16 protein-coding genes are annotated in these 14,771 nt (G+C 38.5%); 2 read left to right on the top strand and 14 right to left on the bottom strand.

All coding sequences use genetic code 11. The annotated features are described in order from the left end of the window. Positions 1-117 precede the first annotated feature (117 nt). The 3 genes from E0F88_RS32160 to E0F88_RS32150 all read right to left on the bottom strand — a co-directional run bounded on the left by E0F88_RS32160 (position 118) and on the right by E0F88_RS32150 (position 1,783). Positions 118-645, bottom strand: coding sequence for a DUF6933 domain-containing protein (locus tag E0F88_RS32160; protein WP_131962682.1), 528 nt, complete (start codon positions 643-645; stop codon positions 118-120). Between the two features lie 6 nt (positions 646-651). After that, positions 652-873, bottom strand: a complete 222-nt coding sequence (locus E0F88_RS32155) for a hypothetical protein (protein WP_131962680.1) — start codon at positions 871-873, stop codon at positions 652-654. A gap of 199 nt (positions 874-1,072) precedes the next feature. Then, positions 1,073-1,783 carry a DUF4145 domain-containing protein gene (locus E0F88_RS32150; protein ID WP_165940219.1) on the bottom strand — a complete coding sequence of 237 codons (711 nt, stop codon included), beginning with the start codon at positions 1,781-1,783 and terminating at the stop codon, positions 1,073-1,075. A gap of 147 nt (positions 1,784-1,930) precedes the next feature. Between E0F88_RS32150 and E0F88_RS32145 the strand changes: the two genes are divergently transcribed. Beyond that, a complete protein-coding gene (locus E0F88_RS32145; protein ID WP_131962676.1) occupies positions 1,931-2,164 on the top strand; it encodes a hypothetical protein in 234 nt (77 codons plus the stop codon). A gap of 104 nt (positions 2,165-2,268) precedes the next feature. On the opposite strand, the gene E0F88_RS32140 is transcribed toward E0F88_RS32145, so the two are convergent. The 11 genes from E0F88_RS32140 to E0F88_RS32090 all read right to left on the bottom strand — a co-directional run bounded on the left by E0F88_RS32140 (position 2,269) and on the right by E0F88_RS32090 (position 12,752). Then, a complete protein-coding gene (locus E0F88_RS32140; protein ID WP_131962674.1) occupies positions 2,269-2,667 on the bottom strand; it encodes a hypothetical protein in 399 nt (132 codons plus the stop codon). Next, positions 2,664-3,944 carry a hypothetical protein gene (locus E0F88_RS32135; RefSeq protein WP_131962672.1) on the bottom strand — a complete coding sequence of 427 codons (1,281 nt, stop codon included), beginning with the start codon at positions 3,942-3,944 and terminating at the stop codon, positions 2,664-2,666. The genes E0F88_RS32140 and E0F88_RS32135 overlap by 4 nt, the downstream gene beginning before the upstream one ends. After that, the gene (traM, locus tag E0F88_RS32130) at positions 3,941-4,993 is read right to left on the bottom strand and encodes a conjugative transposon protein TraM (protein WP_131962671.1); all 1,053 of its coding nucleotides are present in this window, start codon (positions 4,991-4,993) and stop codon (positions 3,941-3,943) included. Before traM ends, E0F88_RS32135 begins: the two co-directional genes overlap by 4 nt. 1 nt (position 4,994) lies before the next feature. After that, entirely contained in the window at positions 4,995-5,804 is an 810-nt protein-coding gene (locus E0F88_RS32125; RefSeq protein ID WP_131962669.1) for a DUF4138 domain-containing protein, read from the bottom strand. Beyond that, a complete protein-coding gene (locus E0F88_RS32120) occupies positions 5,801-6,403 on the bottom strand; it encodes a hypothetical protein (protein WP_131962667.1) in 603 nt (200 codons plus the stop codon). Before E0F88_RS32120 ends, E0F88_RS32125 begins: the two co-directional genes overlap by 4 nt. Next, positions 6,400-7,440, bottom strand: coding sequence for a TraJ family protein (locus E0F88_RS32115; RefSeq protein WP_131962665.1), 1,041 nt, complete (start codon positions 7,438-7,440; stop codon positions 6,400-6,402). The genes E0F88_RS32120 and E0F88_RS32115 overlap by 4 nt, the downstream gene beginning before the upstream one ends. Next, positions 7,437-9,857, bottom strand: coding sequence for a VirB4 family type IV secretion system protein (locus E0F88_RS32110; RefSeq protein ID WP_131962663.1), 2,421 nt, complete (start codon positions 9,855-9,857; stop codon positions 7,437-7,439). The genes E0F88_RS32115 and E0F88_RS32110 overlap by 4 nt, the downstream gene beginning before the upstream one ends. A gap of 327 nt (positions 9,858-10,184) precedes the next feature. Then, the gene (locus E0F88_RS32105) at positions 10,185-10,577 is read right to left on the bottom strand and encodes a hypothetical protein (protein ID WP_131962661.1); all 393 of its coding nucleotides are present in this window, start codon (positions 10,575-10,577) and stop codon (positions 10,185-10,187) included. Between the two features lie 26 nt (positions 10,578-10,603). After that, the gene (locus tag E0F88_RS32100; RefSeq protein WP_131962659.1) at positions 10,604-10,894 is read right to left on the bottom strand and encodes a hypothetical protein; all 291 of its coding nucleotides are present in this window, start codon (positions 10,892-10,894) and stop codon (positions 10,604-10,606) included. Between the two features lie 328 nt (positions 10,895-11,222). Further along, positions 11,223-12,182: a response regulator transcription factor gene (locus tag E0F88_RS32095; RefSeq protein WP_131962657.1), complete on the bottom strand. Its 960-nt coding sequence runs from the start codon at positions 12,180-12,182 to the stop codon at positions 11,223-11,225. After that, complete coding sequence (locus E0F88_RS32090; RefSeq protein ID WP_131962655.1) at positions 12,183-12,752, bottom strand: GNAT family N-acetyltransferase; 570 nt, start codon at positions 12,750-12,752, stop codon at positions 12,183-12,185. A gap of 86 nt (positions 12,753-12,838) precedes the next feature. Between E0F88_RS32090 and E0F88_RS32085 the strand changes: the two genes are divergently transcribed. Continuing rightward, on the top strand, positions 12,839-14,713 hold the full coding sequence (locus E0F88_RS32085; RefSeq protein WP_131962653.1) for a toprim domain-containing protein: 1,875 nt from the start codon (positions 12,839-12,841) through the stop codon (positions 14,711-14,713). Positions 14,714-14,771: the final 58 nt, after the last annotated feature.

Below are 14,771 nucleotides of genomic sequence, written 5' to 3'. Positions count from 1 at the left end.
CTAAAAGGAAGGTTTTTCCTGTTTCCAATCAGTATCAATGCAGCAGCAAACATAGAAAATAAAATAAGCAGTGCCAGCGAATTAAGCGCAACCTGGCCAATGCCGCGTTTGGTTAAGTCAAAGAAGGGATACGGTTTTGCCACTAATCAGACTTAGCATCTGCGACATCCTATTTTTTGAACAGCCATAATCCAGCGCCTGCCATGGCATTTTATTGACCTGCTCGGATGCAAAGTTTCGGATTGATTCCAAATCTGCAAATTCTCCCGTGGCAGTAGCTCCTTGGAGGATCGATACAATATTATTAATTGCTCCAAGGGTCTTTCTGTCATTGTCGGTCGAGACCAACTTAATTTCTTTGTTTAGATCCCTGATCAGCGCTTCATGACTTCCAAGTATATTGTCCGATTTAAGTTGGTGGATATACGCTTCCAGGAAAAGCCGGCTGATGTGAGTCATATCCTTTTTGAAAATATCAAAAAGCATCACTGTGTATAAGGTCTTCTTGTGTACGAATATGATGCACTTTCTTCCGGATATAAAAAATAGATGAGCACTCCAGTCATGATCTGTGCGGGGTAAACCGTTATTAATACCATTTTTGACAAATTTAGCCAGTTTTTGGGTGCAATTAATCTGAACCATAACGTACTACTTTAATCCATAATGGGCATTCATCAAAGGTGTAAAAATTTCAAAGAAAGCTTCCTCCGTGACTGCCCTAAGATCATTCACAGTAGATAGTCCCAAGACTAACGCAGTGCGTTGGATTACATGGATTAACTCTTCATTGGCCTCGAAACTTCCATTTGAAAGATAAATGGGAATCATAATATCCTCCTTGATATCAATTGGTTCAGCTTGCGTTTTCATGATTTGTATTCAGTGTTATGGGGTTAAACTTGAAAAACTAGCTTACTGCTCAGGTTCTCTCCTTACTCTTCTTTTCCCTTCCGAGCTTTCCTCTCAAAATATCGTATTATTTACCTGATTTCAAAATTTTATTACGCGTACTTTTTTAACCATTTTGTTCGCATTCATAAACTGCTCAATTGTTGCGGTTTTTATGCCCCTACTTTCTTTTATCCGCCATTGAAATAAGGAGATCCTTCGCAAACTCAGCATGGTGGATCCAGAATACTGTTGATTTTATCAAATTTTTCAAGTCATCCACATCCATTTCATCCCATTCTATGGTATAGTGAGTTTGGTCATTGCCCAACCATGCCGCTCGCTCTGCCACAATATTTAACTGCTTATTTTCCGAGAAACGTTTTATAACTTGTTGTAACGGTTGATAGGCAATCTTGTCTTTATCATTAGGGAAACAAAAAATTGCATAATCTTTTAGTAGAAATTCAAATGATTTACGAAATCCTGTACCTGAAACTTCTGTAAATCCTTGTTCATGAGTCTGATGCGCATGTTCATAGATTTCAAAAAATTTTGTTAAATATGGACGCTTGTCATCGTCGCGAATTGCATCTAAATCTTCGGGAAGACTAGATTCGTATTCATAATTGTACACATCTTGCTGAATAAACGGCTTAGTCTTCCAGTTTTCATCCTTCGGACTGTATTTCTGTTTAAACTCCAATAAAAAAGGAAGCTCGCACATAGATTCTACACAACATGCAAATGCAACAATATGCCTATTGCCATTAGAGGAGATTTTTATTGCATGAAAGAGATCTGGTACGATTGATACGCTACAATGAGGGCATTCAATTGCCTCTTTTGATACTGTGTAGTCGGTATTTGGAATAGTATAGATATTGGCCATGAAAAGAACTATGTTGAAACCGCAAAAATAGTGATACCACAGGATTTTTGAGCATCTCATATTCTACAGAGAAACACAGTACACAAGGTAAGCATACAAACTTTGTGACCCCAGGTAAGCACTGAGCGTCAAATGCTTAAAAGAAGAATGGAAAGTCAGCGTTTAATAGTCTTTCGTGATTCATTTACTGGTGAGGATCTGGCAGTATTTGTTATTTTGGAGACAACAAGATATACACCAGGACAGTGTGTATCCATTCAATCTTCTTCTTCTGAGGGAGAATTTGGTATGTATATTATAGAAAAAATATTAGACTCAATAGTGCTTTGTCGAAATGCAGGGATGGAGGACACACAAGAATCATTCAATTTTTCTTTGTGACCAGAGGAGAGTAGTGGGCTTAAAAAAATACCCCGCAGCGGACAGGCTGACGGGGTACAAGATAACCTCAAACAAAGTGATCTTTGGACTAAGGTACTATATTTTCAAAGTAATGCAATCTTCCATTGACCATTTTCTAGAACCAGGTTGTGAGAGAATTTCTCTCTTTGACCAGTAACTTTCAGAATTCCCTCACAGGTAACATATGCACCATTTTGTTCCTTATTTACATTTGTAGAAATAACCTGCACATTTTTGTAGATGGCACCACCATGAAAAATTACATCAGCTACGGCCGCAATTTTCATATACTCTCTTGATTTCTGGCTGAAGTTCGAGACTATTTTCTGCTGATCAATCTTACCTGTACCATCCATATATTGACGTGTAGCATCGTACGTTTTAATTACGACACCCGCAATCTCGGATTTTAAAATATCTCTTTTGTCGTCCTGCTTGCTACATCCAGTGATGAGCAGAAGAATTATTAATGTGTTTTTCATAACCTTATTTTGCCAAGTTCGTTCAACTGATAATTTCTATATATTACTCCATCCACTGCTTCCTGAATCGGTGTTTTAGCAAGAGCTTCCTTTAAAAGTGCATCTGCCTTCTCCCGCAATTCTTGCGACTTGGTATATAGGTCGATACTTGCTTTGTTTGCCATGATCCGCTCTCCAGTAGTCATTCTCAGTCCATTACTTCCTGTACCCAATTTAAACGGACCAGTATAATCGTTTGCGAGTCCTGCTGTGTAGTCGGTATTATCGGAGGTTTGAATTTTCTTTAAAATCTCATTTTGGATTTCGGCGCTTTGGAATGCTTCAAAATTTGCTTTCCGCTCGTCTACCACCTGCTTAAAAACGTCTTTATCGACCCCCTTTTCAGATTTGCTAGCCGCTTCTTCGTGCACTCCAAAAAAGATATCTTTTCCAATAACTTGTCCTGCGGAATTCACCACTGTTCCATCCCCCCCTACGACAAAATTTTGGCCACCGACATTAACAGTCTTACTGCCTGCTCCGGAGAAAACCTGAGATATATCGCCGCCACTGACAGCATCAGCAAAACCATCCAGGAGACCGTCAATTGAAAAGTCTTTATTTTTTATTGAGATCTTCGTTCCATTTTGACCACTCTTAATACCTTCGGAAATTGAGAGGGCTTTTTGTTCGAGTTTATCAGCAGTTTTAAGATATGTAAGTGCTAGCTGCATCTTTCTTTTCTGTATAGCTGTTTGTCCACCGTACATGGCCATGTGAGAAAAGTTAACTGAAGAGATTACGTCGCTGTATGTTTTACCAGCGGTTTCTAGTGTCGAGTTTTTTACTAAGGCCTCATACATTTGAACACCACTTTTTTCAGTAACCTGTTTTGCATCCATATACTGGATTGCCTCCCATCCAGTCACGGCCATCCAGTTGACCAAATTCTCTGCTTTGGGATAGCCTATTTTCACCAGTTTTTCTAGCTCTCGAAGATCCGCATACACATCTTGGCCAGCTGGTGAGTTTGATAAGATTTTTCCAAATTCTCCGGTTTTCCTAAGCTGTTCTTCTATTTCCAGATTCAACTCAAATATATTTTCTGTATTGAGTTTTGTCCCTTTGGTTTGCTGGTGGATCTGTTTAAGCTGCTTCAATTGAGCTTTGTTCTTTCCAAGTATATTCATTAATGCAATAAGTCTTTGTATGCCAGCTACATCGATGGTTATAACTGCATGACTTTGCGGTATTAAAAATAAAATGAAGAGCATTAGAAGAATTAGATTCCGTTTCATAGCGCTTTGTTTTGTTGGTTAATACTAAATATTACTTTGTAGCCATCAGGTAGTTCAACTTCATTCCGTTTTTTCTGAGACCTTCCTTGGGTCAAAGCTCGCACTCCACCCCTAACCAAAGCACCACTAGCATCTACAATGGCATTATTAACTAGGCCATCGGCATATGGAACGCCATCAACAACATCACTTACAACGTCGCCGGCAGTTTGATTTCTTTGTGTTCTGAGTTGTTCGCGTTGGGGATTGTCTGGGTCAAAATTGAGGCCTAGTGACATATCCTTATCATATAGAGATAAGGAAATCGGAATTACCTGGCCGGTATTATCGGTGACAGATACCGAGTTGAAAAGAATCCTGGTTCCTCCAACCAGGCTGACCGCAGTTATTATTGAGTTCTCTTTAATCAGATAATTTCCTGCTTGAACGGGCTTGGTAACACGGAAGCGGACTTTACGTCCCGACTTAGCCGTTTGTTTACCTAAAACCGCAGCAGTAACCAAGTTGCCTGATGGGCCTCCTTTTGTATTAGATGATCTATCTACTGCGTGATGCGTGTTAAATTCTAACAGAGCTTCTTTAGTCCCTTCATTTTCAGTGAGTATTTTTTTGGGGGAAGCTTTTCTTTTTGGACTTGGCTTGTTAACGTATACGATTTTTTCAATGATGGTGTCTTTTTTCTGGATCGTAGGCACAGATGCCTGGACAGCGGTGTCGACTTTTTGATTGTTTTTCTTTCCATATTTTAAAAGGTCGACTCCCCTAAAAAACTGAAATTTTCCGGTTCTAGCATCCATCTCTTCAATTTTGAGACTATCCCCACTATTGTATAAATTTGTTAAAATAGAATCCGCTTCCTTGGTTGCGCTGTATTTTGGACCACGTTTATCATCTTTCGGGTTCAGCCGAATATTTTGATACATGGTCTGGTGATCACCGGTGCCTACATACTGAATCCCTACAGCTGCTGAAATAAATAATATTGCAGCGGCTATAATTACGGCTGTCTTGTTCCTTTTACTCGTGAAAAATTCTTTGATCTTTTCCATTTCATAGCAATTTAGCTTTTGCAATTTTCTTAGATTTCACATTCATGATGACAGCTCTAACGCCTTTCTTCTCTCTAATGATCACTTCCAAAAAGCCTTTCCTTCCTGGTGAATATAGTGGAACTGCAAAGAGCAATTCTTCATCAGAAAGTGGCTGAATGGATTCGGGGACGTTTTGGGAAATTGGCAGAACTTCAGTATTTTGATTTTCGACGGTATTTCTCTTTTTTGCTTTCCTTTGATCTTTATAGCTTAAAGAGATGAAGTCAATGTGATAAATGACCGTACTGTTATTTCTCAGATTAAATCTGAAATAAGAAGCCTCTTTATCATTCGCTACATTGTGGAGAGTCAGGCTAATATTGTTATTCACTTCACTAGCAATGTCGTTTTTACGCTCATTAAGAAGTGACAGCATTTTCTTCTCAATATTTAAAGTGTTTTTTCCCTTGTATTTTAGGATATTAGCGTCTTCGATAAGACCATCATTTACTTCATCTTTGTCTTCCTTTCGAAGATCCCAAAATGGTTTTTCCGGATTATTCTTGAAACCGATGAAGCCCATAAAAATTTTCCCACCGGTTGATTTAACAAGCAGTGTTGTTGCTTTGGCACCTGGCTGGGTTGCTTTTAGGAATAGCATGTTTCCCGATTCGGCGGCCCCAGTATACTGAGCATTTCCAAAGTTGAATATTTCAATATCATTGTCGAACACCATATAGGTTGTTCCTTCAGTATTAACATAGACCGTATCAACTTGGCCGTAAGCTGTTAATCCGGTAAACGCGAGTAACATGACTAAATATTTCATTCTATTTTCTTATTAATCTTGTAGTCGATAAAAGAGAAATTGATGATTTGTAGGCCATATTTATTTGCCGGAGATCTTTGCACCCTGATTATTTCAAATTTTGCCGCAACAGGATTTTCAATAAGTTGGTCCTGGTACTTTATTATTTGTCGGGTGTATGCAACTCCCTGATAAGGCTCTGTCCCAATATTTACTTTTACTGAGTCAATTGCGAGATTAGTTCCTGAGTTATACCTATTATAACCTTCTATAACCTGTTCATCCTTAAATCGTTTGTATATAGCTAGCCAATCCTGAAGATTTATTAGGCCTCTTGCTTTCTCAATCCTGGATCTATAATTTTCGGCATTGTGGGAAAACATTTTATCCATAAAATCTTCCACCATATTTTCAGCTTCGTAAATTGTTGGAATATATGCTGTTCTTTGTGCTCCAATTGTTCCTAAATCTGTTGTTACATAGACATATTGCATTGACTCTTCTCTAACCAGGTTGTAGTAGTATAACCAAACCAGATTAATTCCAATGAATCCAACAGTAGCGGCGATTGCTATAATGGATAGCGCATTGAACTTTTTTTCAAAATGATTTACTATCATGATTCCGGCGAATTTGATGGATTATTATTTGATCCGGATTTGCCGCCACCCATGAATCTGGCCAGAGCGGGAACCCGTGCCATTCCTGCCAGTAATAATGTTTGTGCTGTCCTACCAACTGCGCTGGCTACTTCTGATGCACCTGATGCTTGAATGTAATAGCTTGTTAAGACAGGTGTGAGCAGATAGCAAACAATAAAAACGAACATTACAACTACGAAATCGAGATTACCGATTAATCCGGTTGCGTCCATTGGTGTTATCGGATTTGCTGTTGCTGATACATAATATGCAATCATCAAACTGTCTAAAATCGCCAATGTTAGCGCCCATAGTGAAGTTGACAGCCATATTCTAAACCAATGCAGCGCTAAACCGCGAAACGCAGGTACGATTGATAAGCTGAGTGCTATTGGGCCAACCAGATAAAGAAACCCGAGTAAGACCATCCGGATCCGCTCCATAGACAAACGGATTATAAGTGCTAAACCTTCGGCCAGAAACATGGTAAGGCTGTCAATAATTGTACGTTTCATCTTTTGCATCGACCCAAAAATGTCCCACCAATATCTACTTTGACCCGTCGAATTATTAAAAGCTACTCTGGTGTCCTTGGATGCATCCGGATCGGTTATTCTGGTAGTTGGGTTTCCACTTTCATCAACATCCTTGTTACCAGCATCCTGAATTTCCTTTTTTAGATCAATATCATTAGTCATTACATTCTTTGATACCTGTGTAAGGACTTCCATTACATTCCTTTTTGGAACCATCTCCTCCAAGTATCTGGAAGCCAATGAGAATGCGTCCATTCCTACCATATACCCAGCAACGGTTATCCAGATCAGAATTCCTCTAATTAGACCCCGTACATCATAGGTAATATCCTTTTCAACTATTAATCCAGTAACCAGGCTGTAAGCAACCTGTATAAAAAGGAACAATGGAATCAGGAGTAAACAACTTTTCAAGATATTGGGCAAAATGTTTTCTACCTCACTTACAAAGTAGGCGGCAGATTCAGGCAGGTTGTTCATATCAGGTTGTTTTGTTTAAGTTTTATAAACTCATCGATCGCTTTGTGGATATCGCCATGCTTGGCTTGTAGTTCGCGTAACTTATTTCGCTCATCCGGCTCTGATGTAAGAATTGCAATGAGATGATAATTCGGATAGATCACATACACTTTGCTTATTTCGCCTTGTTTTACAAAAATCTCCCGATATCCAGGCATCCGTCGGAGACCCTTTATTTTTTCAACTTCATGAGAGTTAAATGAGAGAGGTTGAGAAAAATTGTCAATGCCATTTAGATCTTCATGATGCGATAAAATGTATTTAGTACTCGTATTAACTATGATTGTGTTGCCAATACTACTTTTCTCGATCTCATTAAATCCCTGTGTTATTATCCCAATAGATCCTTTAACCTTACGGATCGTTCTATACATATATTCAATGACTCCTTCCATAGATCCAGAGAGCATTGTCCAGGCTTCGTCAAGCATCATGTATTTTTCAATGTCGGGATACCGGGACAAAACATCCAGAGCGAGTTGCATGAGAAGCATTGTAACAACAGGATATAGCACCGGATTTTCCTTTACCCTTTTCAGATCAAAACAGATTAGCTTACTATCAGACAGATTTTCATATTTAGATGAATTGAGCATTTCTCTGTACAGGCCGGTTGAAAATGGCTCCATGCAGATAAGAAAATTATCAAGGTTAAAATTGTCTCCTACTGCCTTAAACTCCTTGGTTTTTCTCAGATCCTTAAAATAAATTTTAAGAAAGTCACAAAAGCCAGTTAAAGTTGGGACGGCGGCTGGCTGGCTGGAATTGAAAAAATGATAGTAATTTTCGACAAACCGAAGCAAGAGAGCATTTTCGGCTGGGCTTACAATGCCACCTGTTCCTTTCCAGATTGTGCTCAAAAGCAACGAGATAAAAATTATCCTGTCTTTTCCTGTATCCCCGGAAATATTGTAGGTATTGTCTGGCTCCCTTTCAAAAATGAATGGGTTGAAATTCAGTGGTTTACTTGGAGAATACTCTCTGTAAGTACCATTAAGAGCAGTTATAAGAGATAAATATGTGCCTCCAACATCAAGGATGATCGTTACCGCTCCCCGCTCAAAACGCTGTAAAGTCATATAACCCATGGTAAGTGATTTCCCACTACCTGTCGGCCCAATAACTATAAAGTTCTTTCCTGCAATATGTTCTTCAAATGAGTTGTAGTACACCGGGTTGAGAAACCTGTCCAGAACTAGCTCTTTACCTCTTTTTGAATTACGATAATATGTTACATAGCTATTATAGACTGATGCATTATCGCCTGATACTGTAAGCCACCGATAAATTTGGCCGGAATTCCCCGGCGCTAATGAGAACAAAAGATTCGTTGTATCAAAAGTTTCAACATAACATTCTGTTGCGTTCATCTTTTTGACAGCAAACGTTGTTTTATTGATGTAGTCTAGAATTAAATCTTCACGATTCGTGCAAATTATAACGCTTATGTTTATACGAAACACTCCTTTGTTTGATTTTCGAACTTCTTCGGTAAATTCTTCTGCTTCTTCTGCATACATCTTGTTCTCCTGAGAAGCTAACCATTGAAGATTATTGATGATTTTTCTTTCAGTGTCATACTTGCCCAGAACTTTCTCGTCATTTACCTTTTTTACCGTTACACTCAATACATGAGGTATTGTTAACCCCATCAATAGTGGGCTGATAAAAGGCACTCTTACTCCGAAGTCATTGTAAGCAGCATTTTCTACCTGCGCAGCCTGGCTGCTGATTGTAATGATGTGAAGTTTTTTCTCACCCACCAATGCATGATTACCACCACGATGTATTTCACGCGTAAAGTCGGTTTGTTCAGGATAAAATTCCTGATTAAAGTACTTGTAGTAAACACTTTCGAGTTCTTCATCCGATAATCTTTTTTGATGGACTTTGCCCGCCTCGAGTTGATTTTTAAAGGTGAGTGAGTAGTCTTCCAAGTTCTTGGCCGTTCGGGTAATTCCCTTAAATGGATTAGATGTTATATTTTTCCCCAGGGAATAAAAAGTATTTGCGGCATTTCTATCAATCTCATTTTCAGGAGCGAAGCTTAGGAAATTGTAACACTCATGATAGTTTTTTTCTATTTTTTCGTCGTAAAAATCAGCCAGTTTGTCGAAGAAGTAGCCATTATATCTTCTTTCAAGATGATCTTTTGTCGGATAATAAAAATGGAGCGTTTGTAACGCTGCACCAGTTGGCAGGGTTCTCAAAAATGCAGAATACTGAGCATTGAATGCATTTATTTCGCTCACGCTCCTTTCTTCCCATTCCGGACACTCTACACGAAAGCCTATCCCTACTCTCCCATCTTGGAAAAATAGTTTCCTATCTTCCAGTGAGAACACTGGGAATAAATCTGAAAATGTTTTTTTACTCATGTCCTATACATTTCTAGGAACGCCCCGCTTCCAGCTTGGTTTTTGGAAACGAAGTTTTCTCGGTTGTAAAAGAGAATATGAAATAAGAGATATGATATAAGAGGGATGATTTTTACCAGCTCCCCATTTGAGTATATATATTACCGTTACTAAAAAGACTATGGGAAATATATTGACCCATGTTGGTACCTGCCACCAAATTTTGATTATCCCTAATGAGACAGCAAAGACAAGCTCAAATGCTAACATATAGCCCAGGTTATACATTTCCATGGATAGTATTTTTACGGGCTGTTCCAATTTTTTTCGAACCTGCATTGCCATAGCCTATTGATCTCCTTGAAATCCTCCTGATCCTCCATCCCCCATACTTGTTTTGACATCTTCAACCAGAGTGTTGAAACCGTACCAAAGCGCTACCGCTGCAAAGAGCATTATAAGGTTTTTAACCGCATTGGGGCTATTATTGACAAATCCAGCTACTGTTTTTACCAGCCCCCATATAACTGCAATGATAAAAATTAGATTACCCAAGACAACTGCGAGTTCCTTTAGCTTTGTAAAAGAACCTTTTAAACCTTGTGCAAATGCCAGGTCATTAGTCAAAAGCATAATAATGGAGAGGATTGCGAACGTCCTACCATATAGGTATGCAAATTGTTGAAAGCGTTGCATTGTCGGAGAGACCCATGCAACCCACTTGTTTAATTTTACCTTCATAATCGACTATTGATTTAAGTGAAACTTTAATTGTTAGCATTGTATTCTTCAATTTGTTTCGAAGCACTTGTGAAGAGAGCCAATTCTAAATCATCATTATCAAATAGAGGATGTCTTTTATCGGTAAGTTTTTTTAAGGGAATACGGTCGGCCTTCTTATCTCCAATTAACGCGCGTTTTTCAGTTACATCTGCCTGTGGTTGCATTTCAACTGCCGGCTTGGTTGCAGAGAGAGGCTTTTCAGGCACTTTGTCACCTCTGAGAAATTTTAGTATCGCATAATCATTTTCTCGTTCACCCTGAATTCTCACTTTCATTGCAGTCAATGTTAATTGGGGCTAATGGGTCATTTCACAAAGTCTAAACTATCTATTGTTAATCTTACTATTTGACCTGTGTTTTAATAGTGTGATGATAAATACTATGATCCCTATAATTAAATAATATATCAGTACAGGGTAGAAGCCGGGAGAGATATCCATAAGCATGCTAATTTTATTACATTCTTACCGTCGTTTTCTGATTCCAAAATTCTGGGATTGAAAACTCTCAGACAATACGTAGAATGCTGTATTTTTAAAGAAAATGCCTACGTAGAACATACTATTTTTCTCTAAGTATATTTACGTAGGCACTCAAATGAGCTCAATTTGGCGCTTTTTCTTCCTTAATGTCAATCGTTTCCAGCTTTGTTAGGAGTTCTACCTTATTAGATACGCCTACCTTAAAAAATATATTGGCTGCATGTGTTGTTACCGTACGCTCAGATCTATGCAACTCGTCAGCAATGGCTTTATAGGTTTTCCCTTCCCTGATATGATTAACAACCTCTTTTTCCTTGGCCGTTAAGTTGTAGTTTGTAAGGTTTTGTTCAAAAACCTGATTGTTATCGAAAACCTTCCGGTTGGAAAGTTCTTCAAGGAGCAAATGTGAGTCCCGGTCGGTCTTAACTCCTTTGCCGATAAAGAGTATTGTGATCACGATGAAGCCGGCATTTGTCAAGAAAACCTCCTTAACCTGCTCGATTCTGTAAAATGCGCAAAAAGCCAGAAATGCCCATGGTGTAATTGCCACATAAACAGCAATCACCTCGAAGTAATTTTTGCTCTTAACTTGGCCTAGATATTTCTTTCTTATTTCACTTAGGATAATGAATAACAGGATTAGTCCATAGACGCCCGGCAATATAAGTCCATGATTTATAGAGCTTTCTATATTTCCAGTGATTATGGTTTCACTTAGAAAGAATAGGAAAAATGGTACGAGTATTAATAAAGGCACCCCGTACAACGCATGCCACCTAAGACCATTTAGTTCAAATACCCGATAAAAGTAAAAGGGGAAATAGCTAGCCATAACGAATCCTGCGCCATAGGCAAGTCCATACTGAACCGCCAGAGGTATATTGGTGAACCCTGGATCTGGAAAGAGACCGCTAGCAATATTTTTTATTATTAGTAGTCCAAGCAGTATCATGTAATACTTTCTATCGCTATCCTTAGGTCTCGATAAAAACAAAATTGTTTGTGAGGTGAACATTAATAATTCCACTACAACGAATAAGAATGTCACCACATGCATGTCAGTCCCTGCAATTCGTCCCATTTAAGCGTGTTTTAGTAAGTACAGATCATAGGTGAAATCAATCTTATTGTAGACTTCGAATCCAAACTTTTGATACCAATCAATGTTTCTGGATACTGAGGTTTCAAGAAATACCGGCCGAGCATAATCTTCGGCATCCTTCAAAATTTCTGTTAGTAATTTACTACCTTCTCCCCTACCCTGTTGGTCTTGATCAACGCCAATAAACCAGAGGTAGTAAATGTTGGAGTTGGGATAATTTGCATGGATTATTTTCTCTCGTTGCATGGCTTTGGTAACACCTCCAAGGCCTACGGCATTAAATACAAAGTTGATATCATTCAAAATGGAAGATATCGAGGACTTTTTTTTGTCGGGAAAGGACACCAGGGCGCAAGCTGTTTCGTTATCATTTAAGAGGACTTTTCCAGAATTGAAACAAACTTCGAAGCTGTAGTCCATTAAAGCTTCAACCCGTTCTCTTTTTTTACGATCCTGTTTAATTATGTAATTTACACTTGGATTGTTAATGAACGCACTAGTTAAAATCCTGATAACCTTAGGTTTGTCAATTTTTTGAGCGTACTTCATAGCAGTAGAAATTAATAATAAATATATTTAGTATTCATTTATACATACGCAAAGTATTCATTATTTTTGAAAAAATATAAACTACTATGAAAAGAGACTTAAATGAACTTGCTTCTCGCATTAGTTTAGAAGACTTTGCCAAGTCAGAGTTTGGTTATAAAACAGATCATGAAAAGACATCGAGACGTTGGCCGACCTTAGTTAAGGATGATGAGAAAATCATTATTGGAAATGGGAAGGACGGAGATTTTTATTATAACGTCAATGATCCAAGTGATAAGGGTAATGCGGTAAAATTTGCATTCAATCGCTCTAATAACTGGAAGGATACTTTTGAACGAATAGATAAATATTTAGAGCAGCCTCATACGGTATCGCGGGATAATAGAATGATTGAGGTTTCAGAGGATCGCCACATTGCTTTGAGTCGAGATTTTCAATTAAAGGAGTTGAAAGACAGAAAATACCTTCATGAACGGGGTATTTCGGATGAAACCATTGATAGTGAGTCTTTTAAAAACAGAGTTTTCAATAAAACATTCGATTTAAAAGAGCATACAAATAAACTGATTGAAGAAAAATTTCCTGCCAGCTCCTCTAAGGAGCTTCATAGTAAAGCTGTTGAATTGGCCAAGGCCAAAAACTATTCGGGAGATTACATATCGACGATAAAGAGCTTTAATTCTCAGCAGTCCCCTCTGACTGATATTGAAAAGATGGAAAGATTATCCATTACAAAAGCACATTTTGACAAGTCCGACGATCGTAAGATCGTAAATACTGCATTTCCCTTAAATAGCGAAGATGGGACGATCGGATTGATTGTAAGGAACAAGAATCTAAAAGAGATTGACGGATTCCGGGACATAGGCCTTTGGAGCTCGTCGCAAGTTGATGCCCCAAAATCTATCATCATCACGGAAAGTCCTATTGACTCATTAAGTCATTATCAGTTGCACAAACCACAGAAGGCGATCTATTATTCTACGGGAGGAAGCCCCAGTAGTAACCAGCCGATTATTTTACAAAATGAAATTTACCAGTTGAAGCCTGAGAAGGTGGTCTTGGCCAATGATAATGACCTTGGAGGGGTTAAGTCCAATATTCAGATCTTGGATAAGTTGGAGGGGAAGAATAACAACCTGGAAATAGGTCTGGTGACTAATGAAAAGTACAGCGCCTTGGCTATACTTAAAAGCCCAAATATAGATGAAGCAGCAACCCGTCTTGAAAATGCTTTAAATCAGGGTGACGACTTTAAAGTTGTACAGGCCAGGAGAACTGGCGATACAACAGCTGAGATACAGTTCCCGAAAAAAGTAGAGTATTTTCAAAAGATTGAAGAACATTTAATCCGCGAAAAGGGCTTAGAGAATCAGGTAGTTATCCACCGGCCGTTTGGTAAAGACTTTAACGAAGATCTTCAAAATTCGCGCCCGTTTAGTCTCATAAAAGAAAAAGATGACCACAGGGAGGTAATTGGAAAGTATGCATTGGCCTCTGAGGCGAAAGAAGCTATTGAAAAGCAAAATACACTCGGAAAGGAAGAGAGTAATAATAAGTTGTTGCTGGTTACCAGCTATATGGGAAGAGAGATCAAACTTGCTGAGACTGGTCCGGATAAGAAGATTCAGTTTGATAAAGGGTTTGAAAATGATGCGATTACGCAAAAAATTGAAGCGGCCAGGGCAAATGTAAAAAATGGAGATATGTCTGTAGTTGACAAGCTAGAGAATAACTTGGCAAAAACTGATTATAAGGTCGAAACAGATAGTAAAGGTCATGTTGAAATTAAGAAGGAGACCAATTATGACCAAGAACAATTATCAAGACATAGAACAGATGGAAAAGATATTCAAACCAGTATCAACAAAGATGTTAGTGAAGCCGTAAGTGGCAAAAAAGGGAGTGTAGATCTGGATAATCAGCAGTATAAGAAAGATAAAGGTAAGGGTTTATAGAGCATGGTATTTTTGGCTTTTGATAAAGATTTTGCCATATTTATAGTGCAAAACCCAA

Source organism: Dyadobacter psychrotolerans, from assembly GCF_004349265.1.
GTDB classification, from domain to species: domain Bacteria; phylum Bacteroidota; class Bacteroidia; order Cytophagales; family Spirosomataceae; genus Dyadobacter; species Dyadobacter psychrotolerans.
This window is presented reverse-complemented; position numbering and strand designations above follow the sequence as displayed.

Excerpts from the sequence above, each read along its gene's own strand:
- E0F88_RS32160 (WP_131962682.1), bottom strand. The coding sequence starts at position 645 with ATGGTTCAGATTAATTGCACCCAAAAACTGGCTAAATTTGTCAAAAAT.
- E0F88_RS32155 (WP_131962680.1), bottom strand. The coding sequence starts at position 873 with ATGAAAACGCAAGCTGAACCAATTGATATCAAGGAGGATATTATGATT.
- traM (WP_131962671.1), bottom strand. The coding sequence starts at position 4,993 with ATGGAAAAGATCAAAGAATTTTTCACGAGTAAAAGGAACAAGACAGCC.
- E0F88_RS32115 (WP_131962665.1), bottom strand. The coding sequence starts at position 7,440 with ATGAACAACCTGCCTGAATCTGCCGCCTACTTTGTAAGTGAGGTAGAA.
- E0F88_RS32090 (WP_131962655.1), bottom strand. The coding sequence starts at position 12,752 with ATGAAGTACGCTCAAAAAATTGACAAACCTAAGGTTATCAGGATTTTA.
- E0F88_RS32085 (WP_131962653.1), top strand. The coding sequence starts at position 12,839 with ATGAAAAGAGACTTAAATGAACTTGCTTCTCGCATTAGTTTAGAAGAC.
- E0F88_RS32100 (WP_131962659.1), bottom strand. The coding sequence starts at position 10,894 with ATGAAAGTGAGAATTCAGGGTGAACGAGAAAATGATTATGCGATACTA.
- E0F88_RS32140 (WP_131962674.1), bottom strand. The coding sequence starts at position 2,667 with ATGAAAAACACATTAATAATTCTTCTGCTCATCACTGGATGTAGCAAG.
- E0F88_RS32120 (WP_131962667.1), bottom strand. The coding sequence starts at position 6,403 with ATGATAGTAAATCATTTTGAAAAAAAGTTCAATGCGCTATCCATTATA.
- E0F88_RS32125 (WP_131962669.1), bottom strand. The coding sequence starts at position 5,804 with ATGAAATATTTAGTCATGTTACTCGCGTTTACCGGATTAACAGCTTAC.
- E0F88_RS32110 (WP_131962663.1), bottom strand. The coding sequence starts at position 9,857 with ATGAGTAAAAAAACATTTTCAGATTTATTCCCAGTGTTCTCACTGGAA.
- E0F88_RS32145 (WP_131962676.1), top strand. The coding sequence starts at position 1,931 with ATGGAAAGTCAGCGTTTAATAGTCTTTCGTGATTCATTTACTGGTGAG.
- E0F88_RS32135 (WP_131962672.1), bottom strand. The coding sequence starts at position 3,944 with ATGAAACGGAATCTAATTCTTCTAATGCTCTTCATTTTATTTTTAATA.
- E0F88_RS32150 (WP_165940219.1), bottom strand. The coding sequence starts at position 1,783 with ATGGCCAATATCTATACTATTCCAAATACCGACTACACAGTATCAAAA.
- E0F88_RS32105 (WP_131962661.1), bottom strand. The coding sequence starts at position 10,577 with ATGAAGGTAAAATTAAACAAGTGGGTTGCATGGGTCTCTCCGACAATG.
- E0F88_RS32095 (WP_131962657.1), bottom strand. The coding sequence starts at position 12,182 with ATGGGACGAATTGCAGGGACTGACATGCATGTGGTGACATTCTTATTC.